The organism is Ruminococcus sp. AF31-8BH (assembly GCF_003460605.1).
Classification (GTDB): Bacteria; Bacillota; Clostridia; order Lachnospirales; family Lachnospiraceae; genus Blautia_A; species Blautia_A acetigignens.
Genome location: NZ_QTVN01000003.1, coordinates 80676 through 106683, shown reverse-complemented (window position 1 = coordinate 106683; position 26008 = coordinate 80676). Strand labels below are relative to the sequence as shown.

Annotated in this window: 19 protein-coding genes and 1 riboswitch; of the genes, 16 read left to right on the top strand and 3 right to left on the bottom strand. The window is 46.3% G+C overall.

From position 1 onward, the window contains the following. Positions 1 to 13: 13 nt before the first annotated feature. The 15 genes from DWZ38_RS04820 (at position 14) to DWZ38_RS04755 (ending at position 19595) form a co-directional block, all read left to right on the top strand. Positions 14 to 979: a hypothetical protein gene (locus tag DWZ38_RS04820; protein WP_117850560.1), complete on the top strand. Its 966-nt coding sequence runs from the start codon at positions 14 to 16 to the stop codon at positions 977 to 979. A gap of 117 nt (positions 980 to 1096) precedes the next feature. Continuing rightward, a riboswitch (cobalamin riboswitch) is annotated at positions 1097 to 1283 on the top strand. A gap of 97 nt (positions 1284 to 1380) precedes the next feature. Beyond that, positions 1381 to 2475 carry an ABC transporter substrate-binding protein gene (locus DWZ38_RS04815; protein WP_117850558.1) on the top strand — a complete coding sequence of 365 codons (1095 nt, stop codon included), beginning with the start codon at positions 1381 to 1383 and terminating at the stop codon, positions 2473 to 2475. Between the two features lie 14 nt (positions 2476 to 2489). Beyond that, positions 2490 to 3554 (top strand): iron ABC transporter permease, encoded by a 1065-nt coding sequence (locus DWZ38_RS04810; RefSeq protein WP_021924731.1) that lies wholly within the window; start codon positions 2490 to 2492, stop codon positions 3552 to 3554. Continuing rightward, positions 3551 to 4306: an ABC transporter ATP-binding protein gene (locus DWZ38_RS04805; RefSeq protein ID WP_021924730.1), complete on the top strand. Its 756-nt coding sequence runs from the start codon at positions 3551 to 3553 to the stop codon at positions 4304 to 4306. The genes DWZ38_RS04810 and DWZ38_RS04805 overlap by 4 nt, the downstream gene beginning before the upstream one ends. Before the next feature lie 18 nt (positions 4307 to 4324). Further along, positions 4325 to 4678 (top strand): CGGC domain-containing protein, encoded by a 354-nt coding sequence (locus tag DWZ38_RS04800; RefSeq protein WP_117850555.1) that lies wholly within the window; start codon positions 4325 to 4327, stop codon positions 4676 to 4678. Between the two features lie 170 nt (positions 4679 to 4848). Beyond that, entirely contained in the window at positions 4849 to 5565 is a 717-nt protein-coding gene (locus DWZ38_RS04795) for an ABC transporter ATP-binding protein (RefSeq protein WP_021925731.1), read from the top strand. Between the two features lie 8 nt (positions 5566 to 5573). Beyond that, positions 5574 to 9560: an FtsX-like permease family protein gene (locus DWZ38_RS04790; RefSeq protein WP_117850552.1), complete on the top strand. Its 3987-nt coding sequence runs from the start codon at positions 5574 to 5576 to the stop codon at positions 9558 to 9560. A 548-nt stretch (positions 9561 to 10108) separates the two neighbouring features. After that, positions 10109 to 12757 (top strand): valine--tRNA ligase, encoded by a 2649-nt coding sequence (locus tag DWZ38_RS04785; RefSeq protein ID WP_117850550.1) that lies wholly within the window; start codon positions 10109 to 10111, stop codon positions 12755 to 12757. Positions 12758 to 12774: 17 nt separating this feature from the next. Next, the gene (locus DWZ38_RS04780; RefSeq protein ID WP_021925734.1) at positions 12775 to 14787 is read left to right on the top strand and encodes an LTA synthase family protein; all 2013 of its coding nucleotides are present in this window, start codon (positions 12775 to 12777) and stop codon (positions 14785 to 14787) included. A gap of 320 nt (positions 14788 to 15107) precedes the next feature. Further along, positions 15108 to 16397 (top strand): folylpolyglutamate synthase/dihydrofolate synthase family protein, encoded by a 1290-nt coding sequence (locus tag DWZ38_RS04775; protein ID WP_117850547.1) that lies wholly within the window; start codon positions 15108 to 15110, stop codon positions 16395 to 16397. A gap of 26 nt (positions 16398 to 16423) precedes the next feature. Then, positions 16424 to 16576 (top strand): hypothetical protein, encoded by a 153-nt coding sequence (locus DWZ38_RS22125; protein WP_021925740.1) that lies wholly within the window; start codon positions 16424 to 16426, stop codon positions 16574 to 16576. 15 nt (positions 16577 to 16591) lie between these two features. Further along, complete coding sequence (locus DWZ38_RS04770) at positions 16592 to 17923, top strand: hypothetical protein (RefSeq protein WP_117850545.1); 1332 nt, start codon at positions 16592 to 16594, stop codon at positions 17921 to 17923. A 176-nt stretch (positions 17924 to 18099) separates the two neighbouring features. Continuing rightward, the gene (locus DWZ38_RS04765; protein ID WP_021924500.1) at positions 18100 to 18444 is read left to right on the top strand and encodes an anti-sigma factor antagonist; all 345 of its coding nucleotides are present in this window, start codon (positions 18100 to 18102) and stop codon (positions 18442 to 18444) included. Next, entirely contained in the window at positions 18444 to 18869 is a 426-nt protein-coding gene (spoIIAB, locus tag DWZ38_RS04760) for an anti-sigma F factor (RefSeq protein ID WP_117850543.1), read from the top strand. The genes DWZ38_RS04765 and spoIIAB overlap by 1 nt, the downstream gene beginning before the upstream one ends. 12 nt (positions 18870 to 18881) lie before the next feature. Continuing rightward, positions 18882 to 19595 carry a SigF/SigG family RNA polymerase sporulation sigma factor gene (locus DWZ38_RS04755; RefSeq protein ID WP_021924498.1) on the top strand — a complete coding sequence of 238 codons (714 nt, stop codon included), beginning with the start codon at positions 18882 to 18884 and terminating at the stop codon, positions 19593 to 19595. 161 nt (positions 19596 to 19756) lie between these two features. Here DWZ38_RS04755 and sstT read toward each other — a convergent pair whose 3' ends face one another. Genes sstT through DWZ38_RS04740 form a run of 3 tightly spaced genes read right to left on the bottom strand, consistent with a single transcriptional unit; the run spans position 19757 to position 24323 of the window. Then, positions 19757 to 20980 (bottom strand): serine/threonine transporter SstT, encoded by a 1224-nt coding sequence (sstT, locus tag DWZ38_RS04750; RefSeq protein ID WP_117850540.1) that lies wholly within the window; start codon positions 20978 to 20980, stop codon positions 19757 to 19759. A 48-nt stretch (positions 20981 to 21028) separates the two neighbouring features. Then, positions 21029 to 22576, bottom strand: coding sequence for a response regulator (locus DWZ38_RS04745; RefSeq protein ID WP_117850538.1), 1548 nt, complete (start codon positions 22574 to 22576; stop codon positions 21029 to 21031). Further along, positions 22566 to 24323, bottom strand: coding sequence for a sensor histidine kinase (locus DWZ38_RS04740; protein WP_243000157.1), 1758 nt, complete (start codon positions 24321 to 24323; stop codon positions 22566 to 22568). Before DWZ38_RS04740 ends, DWZ38_RS04745 begins: the two co-directional genes overlap by 11 nt. A 342-nt stretch (positions 24324 to 24665) precedes the next feature. Here DWZ38_RS04740 and DWZ38_RS04735 point away from each other — a divergent pair, with 342 nt between their 5' ends. Beyond that, positions 24666 to 25976 carry an extracellular solute-binding protein gene (locus DWZ38_RS04735; protein WP_117850535.1) on the top strand — a complete coding sequence of 437 codons (1311 nt, stop codon included), beginning with the start codon at positions 24666 to 24668 and terminating at the stop codon, positions 25974 to 25976. The last annotated feature ends 32 nt before the right edge of the window (positions 25977 to 26008 follow it).

Sequence of the window (26008 nt, the reverse complement as noted above, 5' to 3'; positions counted from 1 at the left end):
GGGGGATTTTACTATGACAAAGATGAAGAAATTGTATTTACCCGTTCTTACCGCGGCAGCCATTACATTTTCCATTTTCGGAATGCCAAAGAAAGCAGAGGCATCCTGTAATACCTATCAGGTAAATGTAGCCAAGGGCTATTTGGCTCTTCGTACAGATACAGCCTTTGACAGCAGAAATGAGATTGGAGAGCTTTACAATGGAGATCTGGTAGAGGTGATGGATTATACAGGTGCCACCGGCTACTGGTATGTATACTCACCGAAGTATGATACCTTTGGTTATGTGAATAACGATTATCTCAATTCTATTTCTTCTTCAGTATCGGCTTATGATACCATGTGGACCGTAAGTGTGGAGAAAGGCTATCTGGCACTCCGTAATGCAGCATGCTATGACTCTGCCAATGAAATTGGCAAGCTGTATTCCGGCGATAATGTGTGGGTTTGCGACAGCAGCGATTCTACGTACTGGTATGTATACTCACCGAAGCTGAACTGTTATGGTTTTGTAAATCAGGAATATCTGTATACAAATGAAGATATGGATGCGGGAACCAGCTATTTCGGTGAGACCAGAATGGTCAGCGTAGCCAAGGGTTACCTGGCACTTCGCAATATGAAGGCTTATGATGCTTCCAATGAGATCGGAGAGCTTTACACCGGAGATGTAGTCCAGCTTCTGGAGACAAGTGATCCGAAGTACTGGTATGTATATTCTCCGAAATATGATATGAACGGTTTCGTGAACAAAGACTACCTGGTAGGCGGCAGTACATTCGCTACCAAGTCTGTCAGTGTATCCAAGGGTTATCTGGCACTTCGCTCTGCCATGAGCTATGATGAATCCAATGAGATCGGAGAGCTTTATACCGGTGACACCGTAGTGGTGATCGACTCCAGTAACTCCCAGTACTGGTATGTATATTCCACCGGTCTTATGATGTATGGCTATGTAAATAAAGATTATCTGTACTAATTTACTGACCATTTGAAGCGCTGCTGTTTTTAATTAGACAGCAGCGCTTTTTTATTGTATTTAAAAGACAGGTGTGCTAAAATTACAAAGTAATTGAATTTTGTTAAGTGAACAGCATGCCGGAGACTTTTTATAAGCTTTGGAAATGCTGCTAGAGGGAACCAGGGTAAGAGCCTGGACGGTTGCGGCCACTGTAAGCAGGAAGGTGTACTTCAAAATGCCATTGCATACTTATATGCGAGAAGGCGGGGAACACTATTATAACCTGTAAGTCAGGAAACCTGCTTGGCAAAGTAAGAAGGAGCTTCCGTTAAAAGTATCCCTTTTAGCTGCCGTAATGACAGCTTTTTTGAAGCCCCATCTTTTCGGTTACAAAACAAACGAAAAGAGAGGAAAAACAAATGAAAAACAAAGAATTAACAAGAAGAATCATGGCACTTGCAATGGCAGCAGCTTTGTCTGTATCTGTAAGCCCGGTTGTTTATGCCGCAGAGCGTGCAGACGCCCAGACTATCAAGGAAGACAACCAGCCGGCAGCTGACGCCGAAGAGAGCGCAGAGGAAGCAGAGGGTACAGCAGAGGAAGGTACCAAAACCGAGTATCCGCTGACCATCACTACCTATGATTATGACGGAAACGAAATCGAAACTACCTATGAAAAAGCACCGGAAAAAGTTATTGCTGTATATCAGGGAAGTATTGAGACTATGCTCTCCCTTGGACTTGAGGATCGCCTTGTAGCAACAGCAGGTCTTGATAACGAAGTTCCGGACGATCTTAAAGAAGCATTCTCCAAAACAAATTATCTTGATGAATTTACCCCATCCCTTGAAACTGTAACCATGCTTGAGCCTGACATGATCCTTTCCTGGAGTTCCCTGTTTTCAGACAAGAACCTTGGAAATGTAACAAATTGGATTGACAAAGGCTGCAACACTTATTACAACTCCAATACACGCCCTGGCGGAGCTAGAACTCTTGAGAACGAGTATACAGATATTCTGAACCTTGGTAAAATCTTCGATGTTCAGGACAAAGCAGAAGCAATCGTAGACAACATTAAAGATGTAATCAACAACACTCTTGAGGCAACAAAGGACGCTGAAGAGAAACCAACCGTTATGGTTCTTGAGCCATTAGGAGAGAACATTACAAACTACGGCGCAAGCAGCCTTGGCGGAGATATGGTTACACAGCTTGGTGCAACACTTGCAAACCCGGATGCTTCCACAGTTGGAAAGGAAGACATTATCGCAGCTAACCCGGATGTTATTTTCGTCGTTTACATGCCATATGCAGGAGATGATCCACAGAGTGTTATGGACAGCCAGCTGGCAGTTATCCAGGAGGATGAAGCTCTTCAGAGCCTTGATGCGGTAAAGAACGGTCGTGTTTACCCAATCATGCTCAGCGAGATGTATGCAAGTGCAACACGTACCCAGGATGGAATCGAAACCTTTGCAAAGGGCTTATATCCAGACGCAGCAATTGACTAAGTGAGGAAACAACAGTGAAAAAAGAAAAGGTTGTCCGCACATCTATGTATGCGGCAGTGCTTATTTTTCTGATACTGTTTCTGGTGTTTTCCGTGCTTGCAGCAGTTACCTTTGGAAATGCAGACCTGTCTTTGAAGGATGTATACAGTGTGATTTTATATAAGCTTTTTCACATCAAAAGTCTGGCCGCTTATGGAGAAGGGGCAATACATGATGTGGTGTGGCTGATCCGTCTTCCAAGGGTGCTGCTTGCACTGGCAATCGGAATGGCACTTTCCGTGTGCGGAGTGGTGATGCAGGCAATCGTGCAGAATCCTCTTGCAGATCCCTATGTGCTTGGAATTTCTTCCGGTGCCTCTCTTGGGGCAACCCTTGCAATCATGCTTGGCATAGGAAGCTTTCTTGGCGGAAACTCTGTGGGAATCTGTGCATTTATGGGAGCTATGCTTACATCATTTGCAGTTATCGCTATTGCAAACATGGGTGGAAAGGCAACGTCTGCCAAGCTGATTCTTGCCGGAATGGCCATTAGTGCGGTATGCTCTGCTTTTTCAAATTTTGTAATTTACATCACAAATGATAAAAACGCTGCTACAGAGGTTATGAAGTGGAACATGGGAAGCCTTGCAGGGGCAAGCTGGGCGAGAGTGAGTGCGATGATGCCGGTTACACTGGTGTGCGTTCTGCTTTTCCTTACACAATATCGAAGCCTGAACCTGATGCTTCTGGGGGATGAGGTATCTATTACCCTTGGAACAGACCTGCACAGATTAAGAACAGTATATCTGGTGGTAGCTTCTGTAATGATCGGATTTGCGGTATACTGTGCCGGAGTTATCGGTTTTGTTGGACTTGTGATCCCTCATGTTGTGCGGATCCTTTTCGGAACAGATCACAGCCGCCTCATTCCACTTGGCGCACTTCTTGGAGCCTCCTTTCTGATCTGGTGCGATGTGGCATGCCGCGTGATCCTGAAAAATTCTGAAATGCCTCTTGGAGTTTTGGTCTCTATTATCGGTGCGCCTTGCTTTATTTATCTGCTGGTGAAAAAATCCTATGGCTTTGGAGGAAGAAAATGAGAATAACAACAGAAGATATTCGGGTTGGTTTTCATACCAGGCAGATTTTGAAGGGGATTTCTGTTGATAGTGGAAATAAAGAACTGGTTGGGATCATTGGACCAAACGGAAGTGGGAAATCCACTCTTTTGAAGTGTATATACCGTGTACTGAAGGCTGATTCAGGGGCTGTTTATCTGGATGGGGATGAGCTTTATTCCATGAATGCAAAAAGCTCTGCAAAGAAAATGGCAGTGGTAGCCCAGCACAACTATTATAATTTTGATTTTAGCGTGCGGGAGGTTGTTCTCATGGGACGCGCTCCCCACAAAAAGGCACTGGAACGAGATAATGCAAAGGATTATCAGATTGTAGAGGAAGCTTTGCAAAGGGTTCAGATGGAGCAGTTTGCGGACAGAAGCTTTTCTACATTGTCTGGAGGCGAACAGCAGAGAGTCATTCTCGCCCGTGCCCTTGCACAGCAGACCCCTGCACTGATTCTGGATGAGCCCACCAATCATTTGGATATTACTCACCAGATTATGCTGATGGAGCTGGTAAAAACGTTGGATGTAACCGTGATTTCTGCAATTCATGACCTGAATATTGCAGCTGCATACTGCGACAGGATTTATATTCTGAAGGATGGGGTCCTGGAAGCCTGCGGCACACCAGCAGAAGTGCTTACTCCTGAAATGATTAAGAAAATCTACAAGGTAGACGCAGAAGTGGCTTACGACAGCCTGGGAAAAATGCATATTTTATTTTTGTGACGATGCTTTGGTGAAAAAATGGAAAAAATAGGAATACTTACCTGTCTTCACTCTAATGATGTCTGTGCCAGGGTGGGGTGTCTGTCCTCCTTTTGGCAGAGAAAGGATTTCTTTGCAAAGTATGCTGAGGATACCATACTTGCAGCCATGCTTACCTGCAACGGCTGCAAGGGTGATAATCCTTCAGAACCGGAAGAGGATAAAGGAATCCTGGAAAAGCTGGACCGGCTTGTAAGTGAAGAGGTTAAAACTGTACACGTAGGTGTGTGCCGTCTTATGGATGATAAAAAGGAATGTCCGAGAATGACAAAGATCTGTGAAATGATAGACAGTCGAGGAATTCAGGTAATAAGAGGTACGCATAGAGAATGAAAGGAAGAGCGGGAAACCGCTCTTCCTTTCGTATACGAGGAGATTGCGCATAGTCAATAGAGAAATTTCACATATTTTTAGATTGAACAAAAAATAGGGCAATGCTATACTAAATATAATAAGATGTTTATTCAAAACATCAGAAAAATCGGAAACAGGAGCGTGATAAATTGCAGGATACCAACGAAAATTATATTCAGCTTGAAAAAGTATCTAAAATATATGGAACAAAGGAAGTAAAAATCATAGCGGTAGATGAGATCAGCTTTAACATTTCCAAGGGCGAGTTTGCCGTGATCGTAGGTCCAAGTGGTGCCGGCAAGACAACCGTTCTGAATATTCTCGGAGGAATGGATACTGCCACCAGTGGCAAGGTCTGGGTAGATGGGAAAAACATTGCCAAGTATAATAACCGCCAGCTGACCAGCTACCGAAGAGATGATATTGGCTTTGTCTTCCAGTTTTATAATCTGGTGCCGAACCTGACTGCGCTTGAGAATGTGGAACTGGCAGGGCAGATATGTAAGAACCCTATGGATCCGAAAACCGTTTTGGAAGAAGTGGGATTGAAGGACAGACTTGGGAACTTTCCGGCACAGCTGTCAGGCGGAGAGCAGCAGAGAGTTTCCATAGCAAGAGCTCTTGCCAAGAATCCAAAGATGCTTCTTTGCGATGAACCAACAGGTGCGCTTGACTATCAGACCGGTAAGGCAATTCTGGGACTTTTGCAGGATATGTGCCGTCAGAAAGGGATGACTGTGGTTGTTATTACCCACAACTCTGCGTTAACTCCTATGGCAGACCGTGTCATCCGAATTAAGAATGGCAAGGTAGCACAGATGACACTGAATGACCATCCAACTCCGGTAGAAGAAATTGAGTGGTAGGTGAACGAATGAAAGCACTTAGAAAAGAATTCTGGATGGAAATCCGAAGGAGTAAGTCAAGATTCATTTCCATCCTTCTGATCGTAGCCCTTGGAGTTGCCTTCTTTTCAGGTATTCAGGCCTCCTCTCCGGATATGCGCTATTCCGGTGATGCCTATTATGACGAGAGCTGTCTGATGGACATTAAGGTTGTAGGAACTATGGGGCTTACGGAAGATGATGTGGAAACACTTAAGAATATAGATGGCATAGAAGCAGCCGAGGGAGCCTGGTCCACAGATGTAATGTGCGGGGAAGGTCAGACGCAGAAGGTGCTTCATATTGAGTCTGTAAATGAGACCGTGAACAGGCTTGATGTCCAGGAAGGACGCCTTCCAGAAAAAGAAGGGGAGCTCTTTCTGGACGGAACCTTTGCGTCTGCCAATGGATATCAGATTGGCGATAAAATGACTCTGCGCGAGGGGAAAGACAGTTCTCTTCTTATAAATACAGAATATACGGTAGTGGGAACAGGAAGAAGTCCTCTTTATATTTCCTTTAACAGAGGAAATACGACTATTGGAACAGGTGAGGTTAATGGATTTGGTTATGTACTTCCGGACAATTTTGACCGGGAGATTTACACGCAGATCTACGTGCTTGCCCATGGGGCAAAGGCGCTTACCAGCTATACAGACGGCTACGAGAACCTGATTGCAAGAATTAAGGATAAGGTGGAGAATATTGCAGATGACCGCTGTGCCATCCGTCTGGCTTCAGTGAAAGCAGATGCCCAGAAAGAAATCGATGATGCCCAGAAGAAGCTGGATGATGGAAAAAAAGAAGCAGATGAGAAGCTTGCAGATGCCAGAGAACAGCTGGAGCAGGGGGAGAAGGAGCTGGCGGATGGTAAAAAGGAATATGAAGAGGGCAAAAAGCAGCTGGAGGATGCGAAGAAAGAAATCGCAGATGGAAAAAGTCAGCTTGCAGATGCCAAAAGCCAGCTGACAGACGGAAAAAATCAGCTTGCAGATGCCAGAAACCAGCTTACTTCCAGTAAAAGTCAGCTTGATAGCGCCAGAAATCAGCTGGATGCGGGCTGGAATCAGGTGAATGCAGCAAAGGCAGAACTTCTGGAGGGACAAGATAAGCTTACTAAGGCAAAGGCTGAGGTAGAGAGCGGTTTTGCTGAAGCAGAGGCAAATCAGAAGACGCTGGAGGAAAATGCGGCCAAATTAGAAGAAGCGAAGAAGCAGATTGCAGATGGCGAAGCTCAGCTGGCACAAGCAAAGCAGACTCTAAATGAGAAACAAACTCAGCTTGATCAGTCAAAAGCGGAGCTTACAGCCGGGCAGGAGCAGCTTGATGGCACCAAGGCTCAGCTAAATGAGCAGAAGCAGCAGCTTGAGGCCGGGCTTTTACAGGTATCCGAAGGGGAGACTAAGCTTCAGGAGGGATTAACTGCTCTTGAAGGAGCAAAAGGCCAGCTGGCTCAGCTGCAAAGTCAGCTGTCAGCAGCACAGGAACAGTATAATGCTGCTCTTGAAAACGAGGCGATTTCGCAGGAAGAAAGGGACAGCCTGGCAGCACAGGTGTCTGAACTGGAGAGTCAGGCAGCTGCTGCACAAAGTCAGATCGATGAAAACACAGCGTCCCTGGAGGCGAACAGGCAGCAGCTTATAGCATCAAGAAGTGAGCTGGAAAGTGGTCTTGCAGCTGTAGAAGAAGGATTTTCTCAGATTTCGCAGAAGGAAACTGAGCTAAATGAAGGATTAAGTCAGCTTGCAGAAGGCCAGGCACAGCTGGCTGCAGGCTGGGAGGAGCTGAAGCAGCAGGAAAGCACTTTGGCAGCATCAAAGGCAGAGACAGAAGCCGGAGAGAAAGAGCTTTTGGATGGTCAGGCGCAGCTGGAAGCTGCAAAGGCTCAGTTAAACAGTGCCCAGCAGGAAATTGATGAAAATACAAAGACCATTGCAGAAGGTCAGGCGAAGCTGGATGCCAGTGTGTCAGAACTAAGTGCAAATGAGCAGCAATATGCTTCCGGCCTTGCACAGTATAAATCCGGTCAGCAGCAAATTGCAGAAAATGAAGCAAAGCTGGTGTCCGGAGAGAAAGAAATCACTGAGAATGAAAAAAAGCTGACAGATGGTGAAAATGAAATTGCTGAGAATGAAAAGAAGCTTCAGAATGCGGCAGAGGATCTGAAAAAAGGAGAGAAGGAGCTTAAAGACGGCAGGAAAGAGTACGAAACCTCCAAAAAAGGTGCGGAAGATGAGATTGCAGAAAACGAACAGAAGCTGGCGGATGCAAGGAAAGAGCTGGATGAGCTTAAAGAGCCGGAATGGATGGTTACAGACCGTGAGGATCTTCCGGAATATTCAGATTACGGAGATAATGCAGATCGTCTGAAAAGTATTGGTCAGGTTTTCCCGGTGATCTTCTTTCTGGTAGCAGCTCTGATCAGTCTTACCACTATGACCCGAATGGTAGAGGAACAGCGAACTCAAATTGGTACTTTAAAAGCTCTTGGCTACGGGAAGCTGGCTATTGCAGCCAAATACATTTGTTATGCACTGCTGGCAACAGTGGGCGGAAGTATTATGGGAATGCTGCTTGGAGAGAAGATTATTCCATATGTCATCATAACTGCATATGGAATCATGTATCACAATGTTTCAAATACGATTTCCATTGATTATCAGCTGGGCTTTGCGCTGATTGCTTCTGGGGCTTCTATTGTATGTACTGTTGGGGCTACCCTTTTTGCATGCACAAAGGAGCTTCAGGAAACTCCCGCATCCCTAATGCGTCCTCCTGCACCAAAGGAAGGAAAAAGGGTGCTTCTGGAGCGAATTACATTTATATGGAAGCATCTAAGCTTTTCCTGGAAATCTACTATTCGAAATCTTTTCCGTTATAAGAAACGTCTGATTATGACGGTATTTGGAATTGCCGGAAGCATGGGGCTGATGCTGGTGGGATTTGGAATTCAGGATTCTATCAGTGACATTGCTGCGATCCAGTACAGGGATCTCCAGCACTACACAGGAATGATTATAGAGGATGAGGATTCCACAGAAAAGGAAAAAGAGGAGCTTCTGGATTTTGTAAAAAATAATAATGAGATTGCACATTGCAACCGGGTACAGATGACAAAAATCAGTGCGCCTAAGGGAAATTCCAATATCAGCATTTATCTGTTTGTGCCAGAAAGTCTGGACGAGTTTGCAAAGGATGTAACCCTGCAGAATCGTATTACCGGAGAAAAGTATGAGCTTACAGATGAGGGGGCTGCCATTTCAGAGAAAACAGCGAACCTGTTGAATCTGAAGGTGGGAGATACGATCACATTGGAAAAGGCAGGAAAAAAATATACAGTAAAGGTGGCAGTAGTTACCGAAAACTATATGAGCCATTATCTTTATATGACACCTCTTGTTTATGAACAGACCTTTAAGGAAAAACCGGATTATGAGAATATTGTATTCACTGTGAAGGCAGAGGATAAGGATTCGCTGGAAAAAGTGGGAACAGAGCTTCTTACCTGTCCGGCTGCTCTTAGCATCAGCTATACAAGCAGTCTTTCCGCGCAGGTTGACCGTATGCTGAGTACTTTGGATGTGGTAATACTGGTATTGATCGTTTCAGCCGGAATGCTTGCTTTTGTAGTGTTGTACAATCTGAATAATATTAATATTACAGAACGGCAAAGAGAGCTTGCAACCTTGAAGGTCCTTGGCTTCTATGATGGAGAGGTTTCGCAGTATGTGTTACGGGAAAATGTGATCCTTACAGCTCTTGGAATTGTATTTGGAGCTGTGTTTGGAATCCTGCTTCACAGATATGTGATCACTACCGTGGAGGTGGATGCTGTCATGTTCGGAAGAAATATAAAGCCAATGAGTTTTGTATATGGAGGAATTCTGACCAGTGTATTTTCAGCTGTGGTAAATGCAGTTATGCACTTTAAGCTGAAAACCATTAATATGGTAGAATCGTTGAAGAGTGTGGAATAAAGTGCAGCCTGAGCCTTTTTCAAACATGCTCTAAGGCATTCTTTGATATTTCCATGAGGCTTTGGTATAAATTTTGTAATTGTAAAGTTTCGGAAATATGCTTGACAAGTGGAAAAATTACAATTATAGTTATAGCCATAAAAGAAGCGGCTTTTTTCAGATGATACATTGGAAAGTATGACAGCCGCAGCTAAAGGCATTGAAGAAGAGGAGTAAGCGTATGTCCTCCCAGAGAGAAATGTCCGGGGAAGCCTGTGGTGGAAGACATTTCGAGATTCGCATTCGCTGAAGGTAGCTTTGGAGCCGGGGAACTGAATGAGCAGCTAAGCATTGACCGGACAGCATGTGCAGATATAGAACCGGAGGTTTACTGCAGTAGGTTTTCACGCAATTCCAGCGTTATGGGAAAGAGATATGTGAAAGAGACCGGGTATGGATATTTTTCAGAAGAGCCATGCCGGGCAGATGCACATAATGAAGGTGGTACCGCGTTAACTTCGCCCTTCACACAGTTTGTGTGGAGGGCGTTATTTTTTAGGAGGAAAATCATGAGCAAAGAACTTGCAAAGACCTATGATCCAAAAGGAATTGAGGAACGTCTTTACCAGAAATGGATGGACAACGGATATTTTCATGCAAAAGTAAACCCTGACAAGAAACCATTTACCATTGTTATGCCGCCGCCAAACGTAACCGGCCAGCTGCATATGGGACATGCCTTAGATGAGACCATGCAGGACATTCTCATCCGTTTCAAGAGAATGCAGGGCTATGAAGCACTGTGGCAGCCGGGAACCGACCATGCAGCCATCGCTACAGAGGTTAAGGTTACCGAGAAGCTGAAAAAAGAAGGCATCGACAAGGCTGAGATCGGCCGTGAGAAATTCCTGGAATATGCATGGGAGTGGAAAGAAGAGTACGGCGGAAAGATCATCAACCAGCTGAAGAAGCTTGGTGCTTCCGCAGACTGGGAGAGAGAACGTTTCACTATGGACGAGGGCTGCTCCAAGGCTGTTCAGGAAGTTTTCATCAAATTATATGAAAAAGGATACATCTACAAGGGATCCCGTATCATCAACTGGTGTCCGGTATGCCAGACCTCCATTTCCGATGCAGAGGTTGAGCATGAGGATCAGGACGGATTCTTCTGGCACATCAACTACCCGGTTGTTGGAGAAGAGGGCAAATTCGTAGAGATCGCAACTACCCGTCCAGAGACACTTCTTGGAGATACTGCAGTTGCAGTAAACCCGGATGATGAGCGCTACAAAGACATCGTAGGCAAAATGCTGAAGCTTCCTCTCACAGACAGAGAGATCCCGGTAATTGCAGACGAGTATGTTGACAAGGAATTCGGAACCGGATGCGTAAAGATCACTCCGGCACACGACCCTAACGACTTTGAGGTTGGAAAGAGACACAACCTTCCGGAAATCAACATCATGAACGATGATGCTACCATCAATGAACTTGGCGGAAAATACGCAGGCATGGACCGCTACGAGGCAAGAAAAGCCATGGTAGAGGATCTGGACAAGCTTGGCCTTCTGGTTAAGGTGGTTCCTCACAATCACAGCGTTGGAACACATGACCGCTGCCATGCAACTGTAGAGCCGATGATCAAACCTCAGTGGTTTGTAAAGATGGACGAGATGGCAAAGGCTGCGATCAAGACTCTTGAGGACGGCGACCTGAAATTCGTTCCGGAGCGTTTTGACAAGACTTATCTTCACTGGCTGGAGAATATCCGTGACTGGTGTATTTCCCGTCAGCTGTGGTGGGGACACAGAATCCCGGCTTACTACTGCGATGAGTGCGGTGAGACGGTTGTTGCAAGAGAAATGCCAAAGAAATGCCCGAAATGCGGATGCACACATCTTCATCAGGATGAGGACACTCTGGACACCTGGTTCAGCTCTGCACTGTGGCCATTTTCCACACTTGGCTGGCCAGACAAGACACCGGAGCTGGAGTATTTCTACCCGACAGATGTGCTGGTAACCGGATATGATATTATTTTCTTCTGGGTTATCCGTATGGTATTCTCTGCGCTTGAGCAGACAGGCAAGACACCGTTCCATCATGTACTGATCCACGGTCTTGTAAGAGATTCTCAGGGCCGCAAGATGAGTAAATCTCTTGGAAACGGTATTGATCCTCTTGAAGTAATCGACAAGTACGGCGCAGATGCCCTTCGTCTTACCCTGATGACCGGAAATGCACCTGGAAATGACATGCGTTTCTACTGGGAGCGTGTAGAGTCCAGCCGTAACTTTGCAAATAAGATCTGGAATGCTTCCCGTTTCGTTCTGATGAACCTGGAAGGAAAGACCGTAACAGAGCCCGAGAGCGCTTCTCTTTGCTATGAGGACAAGTGGATCCTTTCCAGATTGAACAATGTAATCAAAGAAGTAACCGACAACATGGAGAAATATGAGCTGGGTATTGCAGTTCAGAAGATCTATGACTTCCTGTGGGATGAGCTTTGTGACTGGTACATCGAGATCGCCAAGGTTCGTCTGTGGAAAGCTGAAGAAGATCCGAAGGCAGCAAACGAGGCTCTGTGGACACTTCGCACTGCACTGACTCAGGGACTGAAGCTTCTTCATCCGTTTATGCCGTTCATCACTGAGGAAATCTACTGCACCCTGCTTCCGGAGGAAGAGTCCATTATGATCTCTGACTGGCCGGTTTACAAGGACGAGTGGAATTCTCCGGAGGCTGAGCTTGCAATCGGAAGCTTCCAGGAGGTTGTAAGAGGCATCCGTAATACAAGAACCAGCATGAATGTTCCGCAGAACAGAAAGACTCATCTGATCATTGTTGGAAAAGATGACGCAATCTGCCAGATGTATGAGAACAGCAAGAAGTCTTTCGTAAATCTTGCTTTTGCAAAAGAAATCCATGTTCAGCAGGATAAGGCAGGAATTGGCGAGGATGCAGTTTCCGTTGTTGTTTCCAATGCCGTTGTTTACATGCCTCTTGAGGACCTTGTTGACAAGGAAAAAGAGCTTGAGAGACTGACAAAGGAGCAGGAGAGACTGGCCAAGGAAATTGCCCGCTGCGAGGGTATGCTGAATAACCCGAACTTTGTAAATAAGGCTCCGGCTGCAAAGGTTGATGCAGAGAAGGAGAAGCTTGCGAAGTATAAAGAGATGAAGGATAAGGTTAACACACAGCTTGAGCAGCTGAAGTGATAAAAAGGAGAATTTGGATGAAGCTGAGCAAATTTTGCAATAAGATTTCCCTGATTCTCCAGGCTCTCTGGTGCGCAGTGCTCTATTTTATCATAGAAGCACTGTGCCGCCATTCTATAGCAGATGCCTGGAATTATATGACGGGAAAACCGTTGGTGTTTGCTTATAATACGGCATTTATTTTTACTACCATGCTGATCGTGTACCTGTTTCACAGGCGTGTTTTCTGGCGGGTGGTGGTTTCTGTTTTCTGGTTGTTTCTCGGTATTGTAAACTGTATTTTGCTGTTAAACCGTGTAACTCCGTTTACGGGTCCGGATCTGCATATGCTTACAGATGGAATTGCGATCATGCAGAAGTATCTTCCGTTTTACGGAGTGGTAATCGGATGTATTATTATCGGGCTTGTGCTTTTTGCGCTTCTGATTCTTTTTATAAAGGGACCGAAGTATCAGCAGAAGATTAAGTATCGGTATGTGATTCCTATGATTGTTGTCGGTGCGGTGGCTTTTGGAGGCATAACCCAGCTGGCTCTTGAAAAAAGAGTACTGTCCAATTATTTTGGAAATATTGCCTTTGCTTATGAAGATTATGGATATCCTTATTGTCTGGCAACTACTATTTTTAATACGGGTATCAGTCAGCCAAGAGATTACTCAGAGGAAGAAATTAAGCGAATTGAGAAGACAGAGTCCAATCTTCCGGAAACCAAGGAAGATGGAAAAAGACCGAATATTCTGTTTCTTCAGCTGGAATCCTTCTTTGATCCTACATTGGTAAATTATCTGAATATTTCTGAGGATCCGATTCCCAATTTCAGGAAGCTGATGAAGGAATATTCTTCCGGATATTATAAGGTGCCGGCTGTTGGAGCAGGTACTGCAAATACGGAATTTGAAACAATTACGGGAATGAGTCTTCATTATTTTGGTCCTGGTGAGTATCCTTATAAGAGTATACTCAAAGAGACTACCTGTGAGAGCGTTCCTTATGTTTTGAAGAATCTTGGATATTCTACTCATGCGGTACATAACAATGAAGCAAATTTCTATGGCAGACGATCTGTTTTTCCGAATCTGGGGTTTGATACCTTTACCTCGGAGGAGTACATGGAAAATGAAAATCTGCAGAATCCACTTGGCTGGGTAAAGGATAGCATTTTGACAGATGAAATCTTGAAATGTCTGGATTCCACAGAAGAACCGGATTATGTATATACAATCTCCGTGCAGGGACATGGAGATTACCCCAGTGAGCCGATTCTGGATAATCCTGCCATTACCGTGTCCGGGTCTCCTACGGAAGAGCTGGACTGCAAGTGGGAGTATTATGTAAATCAGATTCATGAGATGGATCAGTTTGTAAAGGAGCTGACAGATGCTCTGGCAGATTATCCGGAGGATGTGATTCTGGTAATGTATGGGGATCATTTGCCGACCATGGGACTTACGGTTGAGGATCTTGAGAATAAGTATCTGTTCCAGACGGAGTATGTGATCTGGGATAATATGGGACTGACCAAGAAGGATGAGAATCTGGCTTCTTACCAGATCGCGGCGGAGGTGCTGGATCGGGTTGGAATTCATGAGGGTACCATTATGAAGTATCATCAGGCGAGAAGGAATACCAAGAATTATCAGGTGGATCTGGAGACGTTGCAGTATGATGTGCTTTATGGCAAGAGATATGCTTATGGCGGAGAGAATCCGTTTGCGCGGACGAAGATGAAGATGGGGCTTTATGATGTGACCCTTGATTCGATCAGGCTTGTGTCGGATTCGGATTGGACTTATTATATTCAGGGGACGAATTTTACGCCGTCCAGTCAGATGAAGCTGAATGGGGAGTGGTATGATACGGCGTATGTGAGTCCGACGATGCTGGTGATTTCGGGAACAGAGCTGTCGGATTTTGACAGGCTGGCGGTGGTGCAGAGGAGCAACAGTTCGACTAGGAAGGCTCTTAGCAAGAGCTTTGACAGGGCGGTTTATGCACTTTATGACAGTCAGTGGAAGGTGGCTTCCCGGTAGGGGGGTGCCCGGTTCCATCGTGCCTGCTTTGGGGGCGGTGCGCAGAACCCGAAAAATCTAAGACGGCAGAATTTTGCTAAAACCGAAGAAAGGAGAGGACAAACTTGCTCCGTTGGAGCTCAGACAGTGTCCTCTCCTTTTTTTACGTATAATATCCGCTATCTGGTGCGGCGGGTTTTGTCGGATAAAAAGTTACGATTAGGGGTGGACTTCTGGTGTGACTATTATATAATGGTAGAGTAATTACGGATGTGCATTGTGCACAGATGAAGTGATTTTACATAAAGAAATACAATAGATAAAAATGGTGGTTGAAGAGTATGAATTACGAGGAAGCGGTTGCTTATATTGAGGAGACTCCGAAGTTTACGACGAAGAACAGTCTGGAGCATACCAGAGAATGTCTGAGGAGACTGGGGAATCCACAGGAGAAATTTAAGGTGATACATGTTGCGGGAACCAATGGGAAGGGAAGCACCTGTGCGTTCCTGACTTCTATTCTCAGGGAGGCAGGGTATTCCTGCGGATTGTTTACCTCTCCCCATCTGGTGAAGATTAATGAACGTTTTCAGATCAATGAGGTGAATATTGAGGATGAGACATTTCTGAAGGCTTTTGAGAGAGTGAAGGCGCTGGCAGATGAGCTGGTGGCAGAGGGAAGCTACCATCCTACTTATTTTGAGATGCTGTTCCTTATGGGAATGGTGATCTTCGCTGAGGCTGGTGTGGATTATGTGACTTTGGAGACAGGACTTGGGGGAAGACTGGATGCAACTACGGCAGTGGAGAATCCGGTAGCCTGCGTGATCACTTCCATCAGTCTGGATCACATGCAGTTTTTGGGAAATACGGTAAGAGAGATTGCTGGAGAGAAAGCTGGAATTATTGTTCCGGGAGTTCCTGTAATTTATGACGGAAATGATTCAGATGCCGCAGAGGTGATCGCTGCCAAGGCGAAAGAACTTGGAAGTCCGGCATATAAAGTGGTTCAGGACGGGGCGAAAGTGCTTGGAAATAACAAAGACGGCATTGATTTTTCCCTGAAGGACAGTTATTATGGGAATGCCAGCTTCCACATTCCGTTTATTGCATGGTATCAGGTGATGAATGCTTCTCTGGCACTGACTGCCATGGAAGTGCTGAAAGATGAGATTCCGGTGACCATGGAGCAGCTGCAGGCAGGAATCAGGAACACCAGATGGCAGGGCAGAATGGAGACCATTTTGCCAGGTGTGATCGTGGATGGCGCACACAATGAGGATGGTGTCCGCAGGTTTGTGGAAACTGCGGAGCGTTTTCAGGAGGAGTATCCGCTGACCCTTCTGTTTTCCGCGGTAAGCGATAAGGATTATCAGGACATGATCCATACCATCTGCAGCAGAATCCGTTTCCGGAAGGTTGTAACCACAGAGGTAGGAGGATACCGAGAGGTGCCATCTGCTGATCTGGCAGAGATTTTCCGGAAGGAAGGCTGTAAAGAAGTGGGCAATTCTGATCATATTGCGGAGGCTTTTCATATGGCATGTGAGTCGAAGGGAGAGGACGGAATGCTGTTCTGTGTAGGCTCTCTTTACCTGGTGGGAGAAATTAAGGCTCTTTTGCAGAAATAAATGCGGGGAGTTTATGGAGGAATTTTATGATCGATTACGAAGAGGAACTGAAGAAATTTGAGCCATGTCTGGATGTGACAGACGCGGAAGAGGCTATTTACGACAGAGAACTGACCGATATTCTGGATATCCTTCAGGAGATGCTGAGGGAGTCCAAGAGCGGACGCAGGATGAAATAGAACAGGAGATACTGAATGAATTGTATGAATTGCGGCGCGTTCCTGGCAGATAAGGACCTGGATTACTGTCCTCATTGCGGGTGCAACGTCCTGATCCAGAAAAAGGTGGAGTATCTCTCCAAACTTTACTACAATCAGGGCTTGGAGAAGGCCAGTATCCGTGACCTTTCAGGAGCCGTTAACTGTCTGAAGCAGAGCCTTACCTTTAACAAACGGAACATACAGGCGAGAAATCTGCTGGGACTTGTTTATTTTGAAACCGGAGAGGTGGTTGCGGCACTTAGCGAGTGGGTGATCAGCAAGAATCTGCAACCTACCCGAAATATTGCAAACGAATATATCAATCGTCTTCAGGCGAACTCCAACAAGCTGGACGCCATCAACGAGACCATTCGGAAATACAACAATGCCCTGGCTCTTTGCCGGGACGGACATGAGGACATGGCAGCCATCCAGCTGCGGAAGATCCTTACCCAGAATTCCAAGTTGATCAAGGGATATCATCTGCTGGCCCTTATTTACATGAAGAACCATGACTGGGGCAAAGCAAGAAGGATCCTGAGAAAAGCGGCGCGCATTGATAAGACCAATACCACCACCTTACGCTTCTTGCGGGAAGTGGATGAGCGCACTGGGGTAACCACCAGACTGGATCAGCAGAAGAAGGGCTTGTTTGGAAAGAAAGCCAAAGAATCCTATGGGGATGAGGTGGCAAGAAACGCGGCAGTGCAGTCTGCTGCCTATAAAGAGAATTCCAGGATTTCCCTGTTTGTGACCCTGATGGTAGGTGTTGCGGCGGGAGCAGCGGCGTTCTGGCTTCTGGCAGTGCCTGCCATCAAGCAGGGGATTTACCGGGAGGCTAACCAGCAGATCGTGCAGTACAGCGAATCCCTGGCAAGCCAGGGAGCAGAGCTTACCAGAGTCCAGGGACAGGCCAAGGAATCCGGGGATGTAGCCGAGGAGGTTACCCTGCAGCTTGACAGCGAGCAGAAGAAGAGTACCAGCTATCAGGCGCTTCTCAATGCCTATGTGGCCTACAAGCAGAATGAGTATGACGCAGCAGCGCTGGAGATCCAGAAGGTCTATGAGGATCAGATCGGTGATGATGTAAAGGGAATTTATAATACTATCTGTTCGGAGACCGGAGTGTCCGGAATCAAGAGTGACGGCACTTCTGACGGAAGTACGGATAGTTCAGATTCCGGCGATGGAAGCAGTGACGGAACGGATTATCAGACGGATGAATCAGGTTATGATGAGTCCGGTGACAGCGGTTACGATAATTCCGACTACAGCGAAGAAGACGGATATTACGATGAGGACGGCGATTTTCATTATTATGAATGATGAGAATTGTGGGAGCTGCTTTGCAGCGGAGCAATTCATGGATATCTTGACCGGAAATACAGTTAAGAGGAACCTCTGGATTGGGGATGTACAGTTTTTGTACATCCCTTTTTTCGTCTTAGAGTGTGCATAAAAAATCAATTTATGGAAAGAATAAAATAAGGGGGTTTTTACGCATGAAACCTGTTTTTGAAACCACGGGAACTTGTCTGAATATTAAGCTGCCACAGGAACTGGATCATCCGGCATCGGAACTGATTCGCAGAGAGTCCGACCGCATTATGGGAAAAATCTACATCCGGACCATCTGCTTTGACTTTGGGGATACCGAGTTTATGGACAGCTCCGGGGTGGGGCTGATTATGGGCCGGTACCGGGCTCTTGGCATGCGCTCCGGGTGCATGAAGGCCTGCCATGTAAGCGGGTATATTGAGAAGCTTTTGAGACTGTCAGGAGTGAGCAGATTTCTGGAAGTGGAAAAAACAGAGCCGGAAACACAGATGGAAGGGAGGAGCGTATAATGGAAAATTCAAACGAGGCGACCATTATTTTTGACAGCAGGCCGGAGAATGAGGGGCTGGCAAGGGTGACGGCTGCGGCTTTCTGCACCCAGCTGAATCCCACTCTTGAGGAAGTAGCGGACTTAAAGACTGCCGTATCGGAAGCGGTTACCAACTGTATCATCCACGGATACAAAGGGGAGATACATAAGATCCGGATGAAATGCAGGCTCAAGGAGAACACCATTTATCTGGACATTGAGGATGACGGCGTGGGGATTCCGGATATTGCCAAAGCTATGGAGCCTTTGTATACCACCCGGGCAGACCAGGATCGGTCCGGCATGGGATTTACATTTATGGAGGCGTTTATGGACGAGGTGAAGGTGACTTCCCAGGTGGGGAAAGGAACCTGTGTGCATATGAGCAAAAAAATAGGAAAATGATCAGGAGGACACATGGACCATACTCTTGCTCTCATCGGGCGTGCTCACCAGGGGGATAAAGAAGCAAGAGATACCTTGTTTGCAGAGAACATGGGACTGGTATACAGTGTAACCCGGCGTTTTCTTGGAAGAGGGGTGGAAATGGAGGATCTGTTTCAGATTGGAAGCATCGGTCTTCTGAAGGCAGTGGATAAGTTCAATCCGGAATTTGATGTGAAGTTTTCTACCTATGCAGTACCTATGATTGTCGGGGAAATCAAGCGTTTTCTTCGGGATGACGGCATTCTGAAGGTAAGCCGTTCCATAAAGGAAAACCAGTATAAAATCTATAAAGTGCGGGAGGAAATGGAGAAAAAGCTGGGAAGGGAGCCGGATATGGGGGAGCTTTCCAAAGCTATGGACATGCCGGTGGAGGAGCTTGCCATGACCATGGAGTCTGCGGCTGAGGTGGACTCCATTTATAAGACGGTGTACCAAGGGGACGGCACAGACCTGCAGCTGGTGGACCGGCTTCCGGAGAAAGAGGACAGCCACCAGAAGCTTCTGGATAAGATTTTCCTGGAAGAAATGCTGAGAAAGTTAGAGCCAGAGGAGCGCCAGCTGATCGGACTTCGGTATTTCCAGGATATGACCCAGATGGATGTGGCGAAGAAAATGGGAGTGTCCCAGGTGCAGGTGTCAAGGATGGAGAAACGGATTCTGAAGAAGCTGCGGGGATTTCAATGAAAGAAAAGATATGATGCAGTATTTGTGAGAGAAAGCCTGCCACGCATAAATCAGAGGGTGTTGGGGAAATGTATTGGTAAAAGAAATCAACAAAAAAGAGGCTGCATGGAAGCTGGCGAACTTCCATACAGACCTCAAAAATGTGCCAGATACTGTTTTACTTAGAATGTAATTTTCTTCCCTTCCAGTCTCCACTGTCTGAACTCTGCAGAAGCAGAAAGCAGCAGGTCGGAAGAAGAGTTCAGTGCGGTTTCCACAGAATCCTGAATGACTCCGATAATAAATCCAACTGCAACTACCTGCATGGAGATATCATCTGAAATTCCAAACAAGGAGCAGGCCATAGGAATCAGAAGAAGGGATCCGCCTGCCACACCAGAAGCACCGCATGCAGAAAGTGCTGCAAGAAGGCTGAGGATGATAGCAGTTGGGATGTCAACATGGATTCCAAGTGTGAAAGCAGTTGCCATTGTCATAACGGTGATGGTGATGGCAGCTCCGTCCATATTGATGGTAGCGCCAAGAGGAATGGTTACGGAGTAGGTATCACGGTCAAGTCCCATTTCCTCGCAGGCTTTCATATTTACCGGAATGTTGGCTGCGGAGCTTCTGGTGAAGAAGGCTGTGATGGCACTTTTCTTCAGGCAGTGCAGGATCAGCGGATAAGGATTCTGACGGATGCACCAGTAAACCAGAATGGGATTGGTTACAAAGTAAATGAAAAGCATGCAGCCAACCAAAAGGGCAAGAAGTTTTCCGTAGGTAGTGAAAATATCCAGTCCGTTGGTGGATACGGTGTTAAATACCAGGCCGAAGATTCCAAATGGTGCCAGGTTGATGATCCAGCTGACTACCAGAGAAGTGCCGTCTGCAATATCTGCAAGTGCTTTCTTGGTGGTGTCGCCAGCGCCGCGGAAGGCAAGTCCAAGAAGAATAGCCCAGGTAAGGATTCCTACATAGTTTGCGTTTACCAGAGAAGAGATGGGGTTGGCAACCACGTTTAGAAGAAGATTGTTCAGAACTTCCACAATTCCCTGCGGCGCTGTGGCATCAGCTGCCGCATTGGTCAGCGTTATCTGTACCGGGAAGATCATGCTGGCAAATACAGCGATCACAGCTGCCAGAACAGTACTGAACATATAAAGCGCAACCACTGTTTTGATGACGCCGCCGTGGGATTTTCCTGCGTTGCACAGTGAACTGATAACCAGGAAGAATACCAGAAGGGGTGCGATGGCCTTTAAGGCACCTACAAATACATCGCCCAGAATGGCAATGCTGGTGGCACCAGGCGCTGCCACTCCCAGGATGGCGCCCAGGATCAGACCTACCAGGATTCGCTTCACAAGAGCAATCCCAGTCCATTTTGTCCATAGATTTTTCATTTGTTTTTCCTCTACTTTCCCTCTTTAATATGTTAAAAGATTAATGAATTAATTATAAGGGATATGAGAAGATTGTGCAACAAAAAACTTCGCTTTATATTCAGAAGGGCTGATTCCCTCATATTTGCGGAAGATAGAGGAAAAATAGGTGGCGTCTTTGTAGCCTACTGCCTCCGCAATCTCATAAGTGAGCAGGTTTGTATTCTGGAGAAGCTCCTTTGCCTTGCTGATCCGTTCCTTATTGATGTACTCAGTAAGAGAACCGGAGGTGGCTTTCTTGAAGGTACGGCTCAAATGGGAAGGGGAAATGTGCAGCTCCTGGGCAATAACGTCCAGGGAAAGATTTCCCGCCAGGTTCTGGGAAATATAACGGATGGTGTTTTCAATAATATAGTTGGGAACTGCGTGGGCGGACATGCTGTTCTCTCTTGTGTATTCCATAATTTCCGTCACTGTATTTTCCAGGGCAAAAATATCCCGGGATCCCAGAAGCTTTTCCAGATACAAAATGGGCACCGGATCCAGCTCCTTTTTTACCATGACACGGCAGCAGATGTAGTAGATCTGGGAGCAGATGTTCTTGGCATCCTGGGAATTGGTAAAGCTGGTTTTGAACTTGGAAAAAATGTGGCTGGAAACAGAAGCGGCCTCCTGGAAATCCCAGTTGTTCAGGCTGCTTTCAATCTGGTACAGATCCAGGGAGTTTTCTACAGAAAGCTCTGCAGGCTCTTCCGGGCCAGCAGTGTGGAAAACAGAAATATTCTGTTCGCTGTAAAAGTTATGGGTAAGAGCCTGGATCGCCTCGGAAACAGCAGTCTGGAAAGCCTCCGGAGACTGATGAAGGGCGCTGATCCCCGTAAGGATCTCAGAAGAGCTGAAAGCCTTTACAATACCGGAAATCTCCCGGCAGTTTTCCAGAATATATTCCGGAACAGAAGCAGAGGGCTGATTCTGGAAATACACGTTAAGGATCAGGTTATTGTAGCGGTAGCAGTAGGTGTTCTTTTTCTCTTCGATGACGATCTTTTTCAGGGCAGACAGATCCGGCTCATCGGAGGATGGCTTGAAGGCTGCCACATAATAGCAGTCCATGTGAAGCCCAAGGGAGAGAAGCTTTTCCTTTAATTCCTCTGTGCAGAGATGGTCGGTGAGCTCCTGCATCAGCTGATCCTTCAGGAAAAAGACTCCTTCCTTTGCAATGTTCTCCTGCTGCTGGGAGACGATCAGCTGTTTCTGGGCTTCCTGCACTGCGGCGAACAGTTCCTTTTTGTTGGTGGGTTTTAAGATGAAAGAGGTTACGTGATACTTAATGGCAGTCTGGGCATACTCAAAATCCGCATAGCCGGTGAGGATGATCACCTTTGTCCGGGGATAGTTTTCGTGGACAAAGCGCGCCACCTCAAGGCCGTCTGCTGCAGGCATTTTGATGTCCGTGATCACAATGTCCACAGGCTGGCTTTTCAGAAATTCCATGGCTTCCACGCCGTCAGAAGCGCTTCCCACAACCTGACAGTCAATGGACGCCCAGTTCATGTAATTGGAAATACCTTTTCGCATAGTGACTTCATCGTCAACTACAAGAAGCTTAAATATCATGGGTAAACTCCTTTCTTGGAATGTGGAAGGAAACGGTGGTGCATTTGTTTGGAATGCTTGTGATCCGGATGCCCGAATCCGGTCCGTAAAGCAGCTTCAGCCGTTTGTCCAGGTTTTTCATGCCGATGTGGGTGTGGCTGTCCTTCTCGGAGGAGGCAATGGACTGAATGTCCGGGATCACCTCAAAACCGATTCCATCGTCTATAATACAGATTTCCAGCTGGCTGTCGTCTCCCTCTATGATCTGGATGATCAGATGGCCTTTTCCCTTCTTGGGCTCCAGGCCGTGGACAATGGCGTTTTCCGCAAGGGGCTGGATGGAAAGGCAGGGAATTTCACAGGAAAGTACCTGTTCCGGAATCTGGATGTCACAGGAAATTTTGTCCTCGAAGCGCATCTGCTGAAGATACACGTAAAGCCGTACATATTCCATTTCTATGGAAATGCTGGTGAAATTGTGGTTCCGGGAAAGGGTGTTCATTTTCAGCAGGCTTCCCAGGGAAATCACCATCTCGTAAATTTCCTCATTGTCGATCATCTGGGCCTTCCAGGCAATGGTGTTCAGCACATTGAAAAGGAAATGGGGGTCCATCTGGGACTGCAGTGCCCGAATCTCGGCGTTCTTGATCAGCAGCTTTTGCTGGTAAATATCCTGGTAATAGGTGTCAAGCTGAAGCAGCATCTGGTTAAAGGACTGTGCCCACACACGGAATTCCTGGTAAAAGCCTTCCGGTGGAAGAGCGCTTCGGTTTCCCTTTGAAATCTCATTGATGTGAAAGATCATGGTGTCAATGGGGCGGGTGACTGCCCGGGAAATAATAAAGGCTGCCATCAGGGAAAGAAGTGCCACAGCCAGAGTCACCAGAAGATAAGACTTCAGGGTGCTGTTCAGGTTTTCCAAAAGCAGGTCCTTGGGGGCGGCCACTGCAGAGGTAAGTCCAAGCCGTTCCAGGGACTGGGATGCCATGAAATAATCACGGCCTCCAAAGCTTTGCTCCTTAAACAAAACGGAATTTTTCTGTGCAGTCAGACTGGAATAGAGATCCAGAAGCTGATCCTTTGAAAAATCAGAGTCCGAACTAAGGGAAAATTCTTTGTTAAACAGCATAATAAACCAGGACGGATCAATGGTTTTGGAGCAGTATTCGATCCATTTCTGTGCATTGATGTTGATGACGATCATGCCGATCCGGTTCCCGGAATTGCTGCTGTACAGGTTGCGGGCAAAATACATATTCTGGTCGTGAAGCGGTGACGTATAGCACATCAGGTGCGGGTTGGCGGAATCAATAGTGCTTTGCAGAAACTCGGAGGTGTCGTCCACATTTTCCAGGATTCCAGAAGTATAAGCGTGGTAGACCGTGGAACGGCTGTTGTAAATATAGATGGAGTCTGTAAAGTTCTTCTCAGAGAGGGCGGAGCTATTGTAGATGTAGGACATCTGCCGCTCTACGGAAAAAGGATAATTGATTCCGGCTCCCGGATTTTCCAGCGCATTCTGGATCACCTCATTGGACATGAAAAGGGGAATGATGGAATCAATGATCTCCACCTGATCCTGTATGGTATCATTGACCTGGTTTAGCTCCCGCACAATGGAATCCCGGGAGGTTTTTCTTAATATAGAAGATGTTTTGATATAATAAAATCCCACAGACAATACCAGAACCAGCCCTACAATGATCATGATGGTGACGGTAATAAAAAATCTGAGAGAGGGATATTTCTTAGGAGCACGCTTGGCCAAAACTGGAAGACCTCCTTATATAATATGATGTTAGGGCAAAAGGTCTTTTGCCCCTAACTTGATATCCACGAATTGCTCCGCTGCAAAGCAGCTCCCGCAATTCTCGATCATAATATATTATTATCCCACATTTAAAAAAGTACATCAATTAAATTTGCAGGAATGTCATGTATTTTAAAGAAGAGGACAAAATTTTTAAACAGTAGAATGAATGGGCATGATATGTGAAAATTTTGTGAAAAATATGCAGGAATTTCCAAGGAACAGCACAAGGTCTTTTATTAAAAAATGCGTCTTTACAGGCTATAATACAGTCATCAACCGAAACGAAGGAGGAACATCATGAAAAGAAAAATGATTTCTAAAATTATGGCAGCAGCACTGATCGGAACTATGTGTGCAGGAATGGCTGTACCTGTAATGGCTGCCGATGATGAAAAAGTAACCTTAAGCGTAATCAACTATCACGTAGGAACCGACTACGCAGCTGAGTATTATTCCTATCTGTTCGAGGCTTTCCAGCAGACAGAGGAAGGCAAGAATGTAGAGTTCAGCTTTGAGGAAATTCCTACTACAGATGCATTCAACCAGAAAATCAAGCTTCTCATCTCCAGCGGAGATCTGCCGGACATCGTTTTCAACGGCGGAAACAACATCATTGAGCTGGCTGCAAAATCCGGAAAGGTAGCAGACCTGACCCCTTATCTGGATGCGGATCCGGAGTGGAAATCTCTGTTTGACGATACTTCCCTGGAATTCAATACAGTAGACGGCAAGATCTACGGCATCCCGGTTTCCAAAGAGGTTTCCTATATCTACTATAACAAAGACCTGTTTGAGCAGGCTGGAATCGAAGCACCGGAAGTTGCTTATGCAACCTGGGATGAGTTTTTCGAAGCATGCGACAAGTTAAAAGAAGCAGGAATCACCCCGATCGGAATGGACAGTGCGGACTCCGGCTGGCTGACCAACCTTTGGATGAGCGCTCTGATCGGAACCAACGGAGAGGCTGGAAATGAGTGGATGAACACCATGTATCCAACAGACTACAATACACCGGAAGTAATCGCAGCAGCTGAGAACATCCAGAAAATGTTCCAGAACTACACAACACCAGATGCAGTTGGCGGCAAATACGATCCGATGGCAACCCACTTCTTCAACGGTGAAGTTGCAATGTTCCCGAATGGACCATGGATGATCCCGGATTTCTCCGAAACAGAGAAAGCACCGGAAGGCTTCTATGACAAAGTCGGCATCATGCTTCTTCCTGGAAACGGAATGGAAATGGTTCCAACACCTGGTGATATGGTAGGTGCTACCGATCCTGAAAAGATCGAGGCAGCTGTTGCATTCCTGAAATTTGAGACCACACCGGAAAACCAGATCAAGGCACTGGAAATGACCGGATTACAGCCTGTATCTGACAATCTTGAGATCCCGGAGACCCTTTCTGAGAGCGATCCTCTGATGGCACAGGCACTTGAGATCCAGGGAAAAGCAGGCGTGACTTACGGACAGAATCAGGCATACTGGTATCAGAACACAATCGATACATTCTCAACAGAGCTTCCGGAACTGGCATATGGAAACATCACAGCAGAAGAGTTCTGCACAAAACTGTCAGAAGCGGCAGCAAAGAATCTGGAATAATGTAAAAGGCCTGTCACCTGATACAGCTTTGG

Excerpts from the sequence above, each read along its gene's own strand:
- DWZ38_RS04815 (WP_117850558.1), top strand. The coding sequence starts at position 1,381 with ATGAAAAACAAAGAATTAACAAGAAGAATCATGGCACTTGCAATGGCA.
- DWZ38_RS04745 (WP_117850538.1), bottom strand. The coding sequence starts at position 22,576 with ATGATATTTAAGCTTCTTGTAGTTGACGATGAAGTCACTATGCGAAAA.
- DWZ38_RS04755 (WP_021924498.1), top strand. The coding sequence starts at position 18,882 with ATGGACCATACTCTTGCTCTCATCGGGCGTGCTCACCAGGGGGATAAA.
- DWZ38_RS04805 (WP_021924730.1), top strand. The coding sequence starts at position 3,551 with ATGAGAATAACAACAGAAGATATTCGGGTTGGTTTTCATACCAGGCAG.
- DWZ38_RS04735 (WP_117850535.1), top strand. The coding sequence starts at position 24,666 with ATGAAAAGAAAAATGATTTCTAAAATTATGGCAGCAGCACTGATCGGA.
- DWZ38_RS04765 (WP_021924500.1), top strand. The coding sequence starts at position 18,100 with ATGAAACCTGTTTTTGAAACCACGGGAACTTGTCTGAATATTAAGCTG.
- spoIIAB (WP_117850543.1), top strand. The coding sequence starts at position 18,444 with ATGGAAAATTCAAACGAGGCGACCATTATTTTTGACAGCAGGCCGGAG.
- sstT (WP_117850540.1), bottom strand. The coding sequence starts at position 20,980 with ATGAAAAATCTATGGACAAAATGGACTGGGATTGCTCTTGTGAAGCGA.
- DWZ38_RS04820 (WP_117850560.1), top strand. The coding sequence starts at position 14 with ATGACAAAGATGAAGAAATTGTATTTACCCGTTCTTACCGCGGCAGCC.
- DWZ38_RS04775 (WP_117850547.1), top strand. The coding sequence starts at position 15,108 with ATGAATTACGAGGAAGCGGTTGCTTATATTGAGGAGACTCCGAAGTTT.
- DWZ38_RS04770 (WP_117850545.1), top strand. The coding sequence starts at position 16,592 with ATGAATTGTATGAATTGCGGCGCGTTCCTGGCAGATAAGGACCTGGAT.
- DWZ38_RS04785 (WP_117850550.1), top strand. The coding sequence starts at position 10,109 with ATGAGCAAAGAACTTGCAAAGACCTATGATCCAAAAGGAATTGAGGAA.
- DWZ38_RS22125 (WP_021925740.1), top strand. The coding sequence starts at position 16,424 with ATGATCGATTACGAAGAGGAACTGAAGAAATTTGAGCCATGTCTGGAT.
- DWZ38_RS04780 (WP_021925734.1), top strand. The coding sequence starts at position 12,775 with ATGAAGCTGAGCAAATTTTGCAATAAGATTTCCCTGATTCTCCAGGCT.
- DWZ38_RS04800 (WP_117850555.1), top strand. The coding sequence starts at position 4,325 with ATGGAAAAAATAGGAATACTTACCTGTCTTCACTCTAATGATGTCTGT.
- DWZ38_RS04790 (WP_117850552.1), top strand. The coding sequence starts at position 5,574 with ATGAAAGCACTTAGAAAAGAATTCTGGATGGAAATCCGAAGGAGTAAG.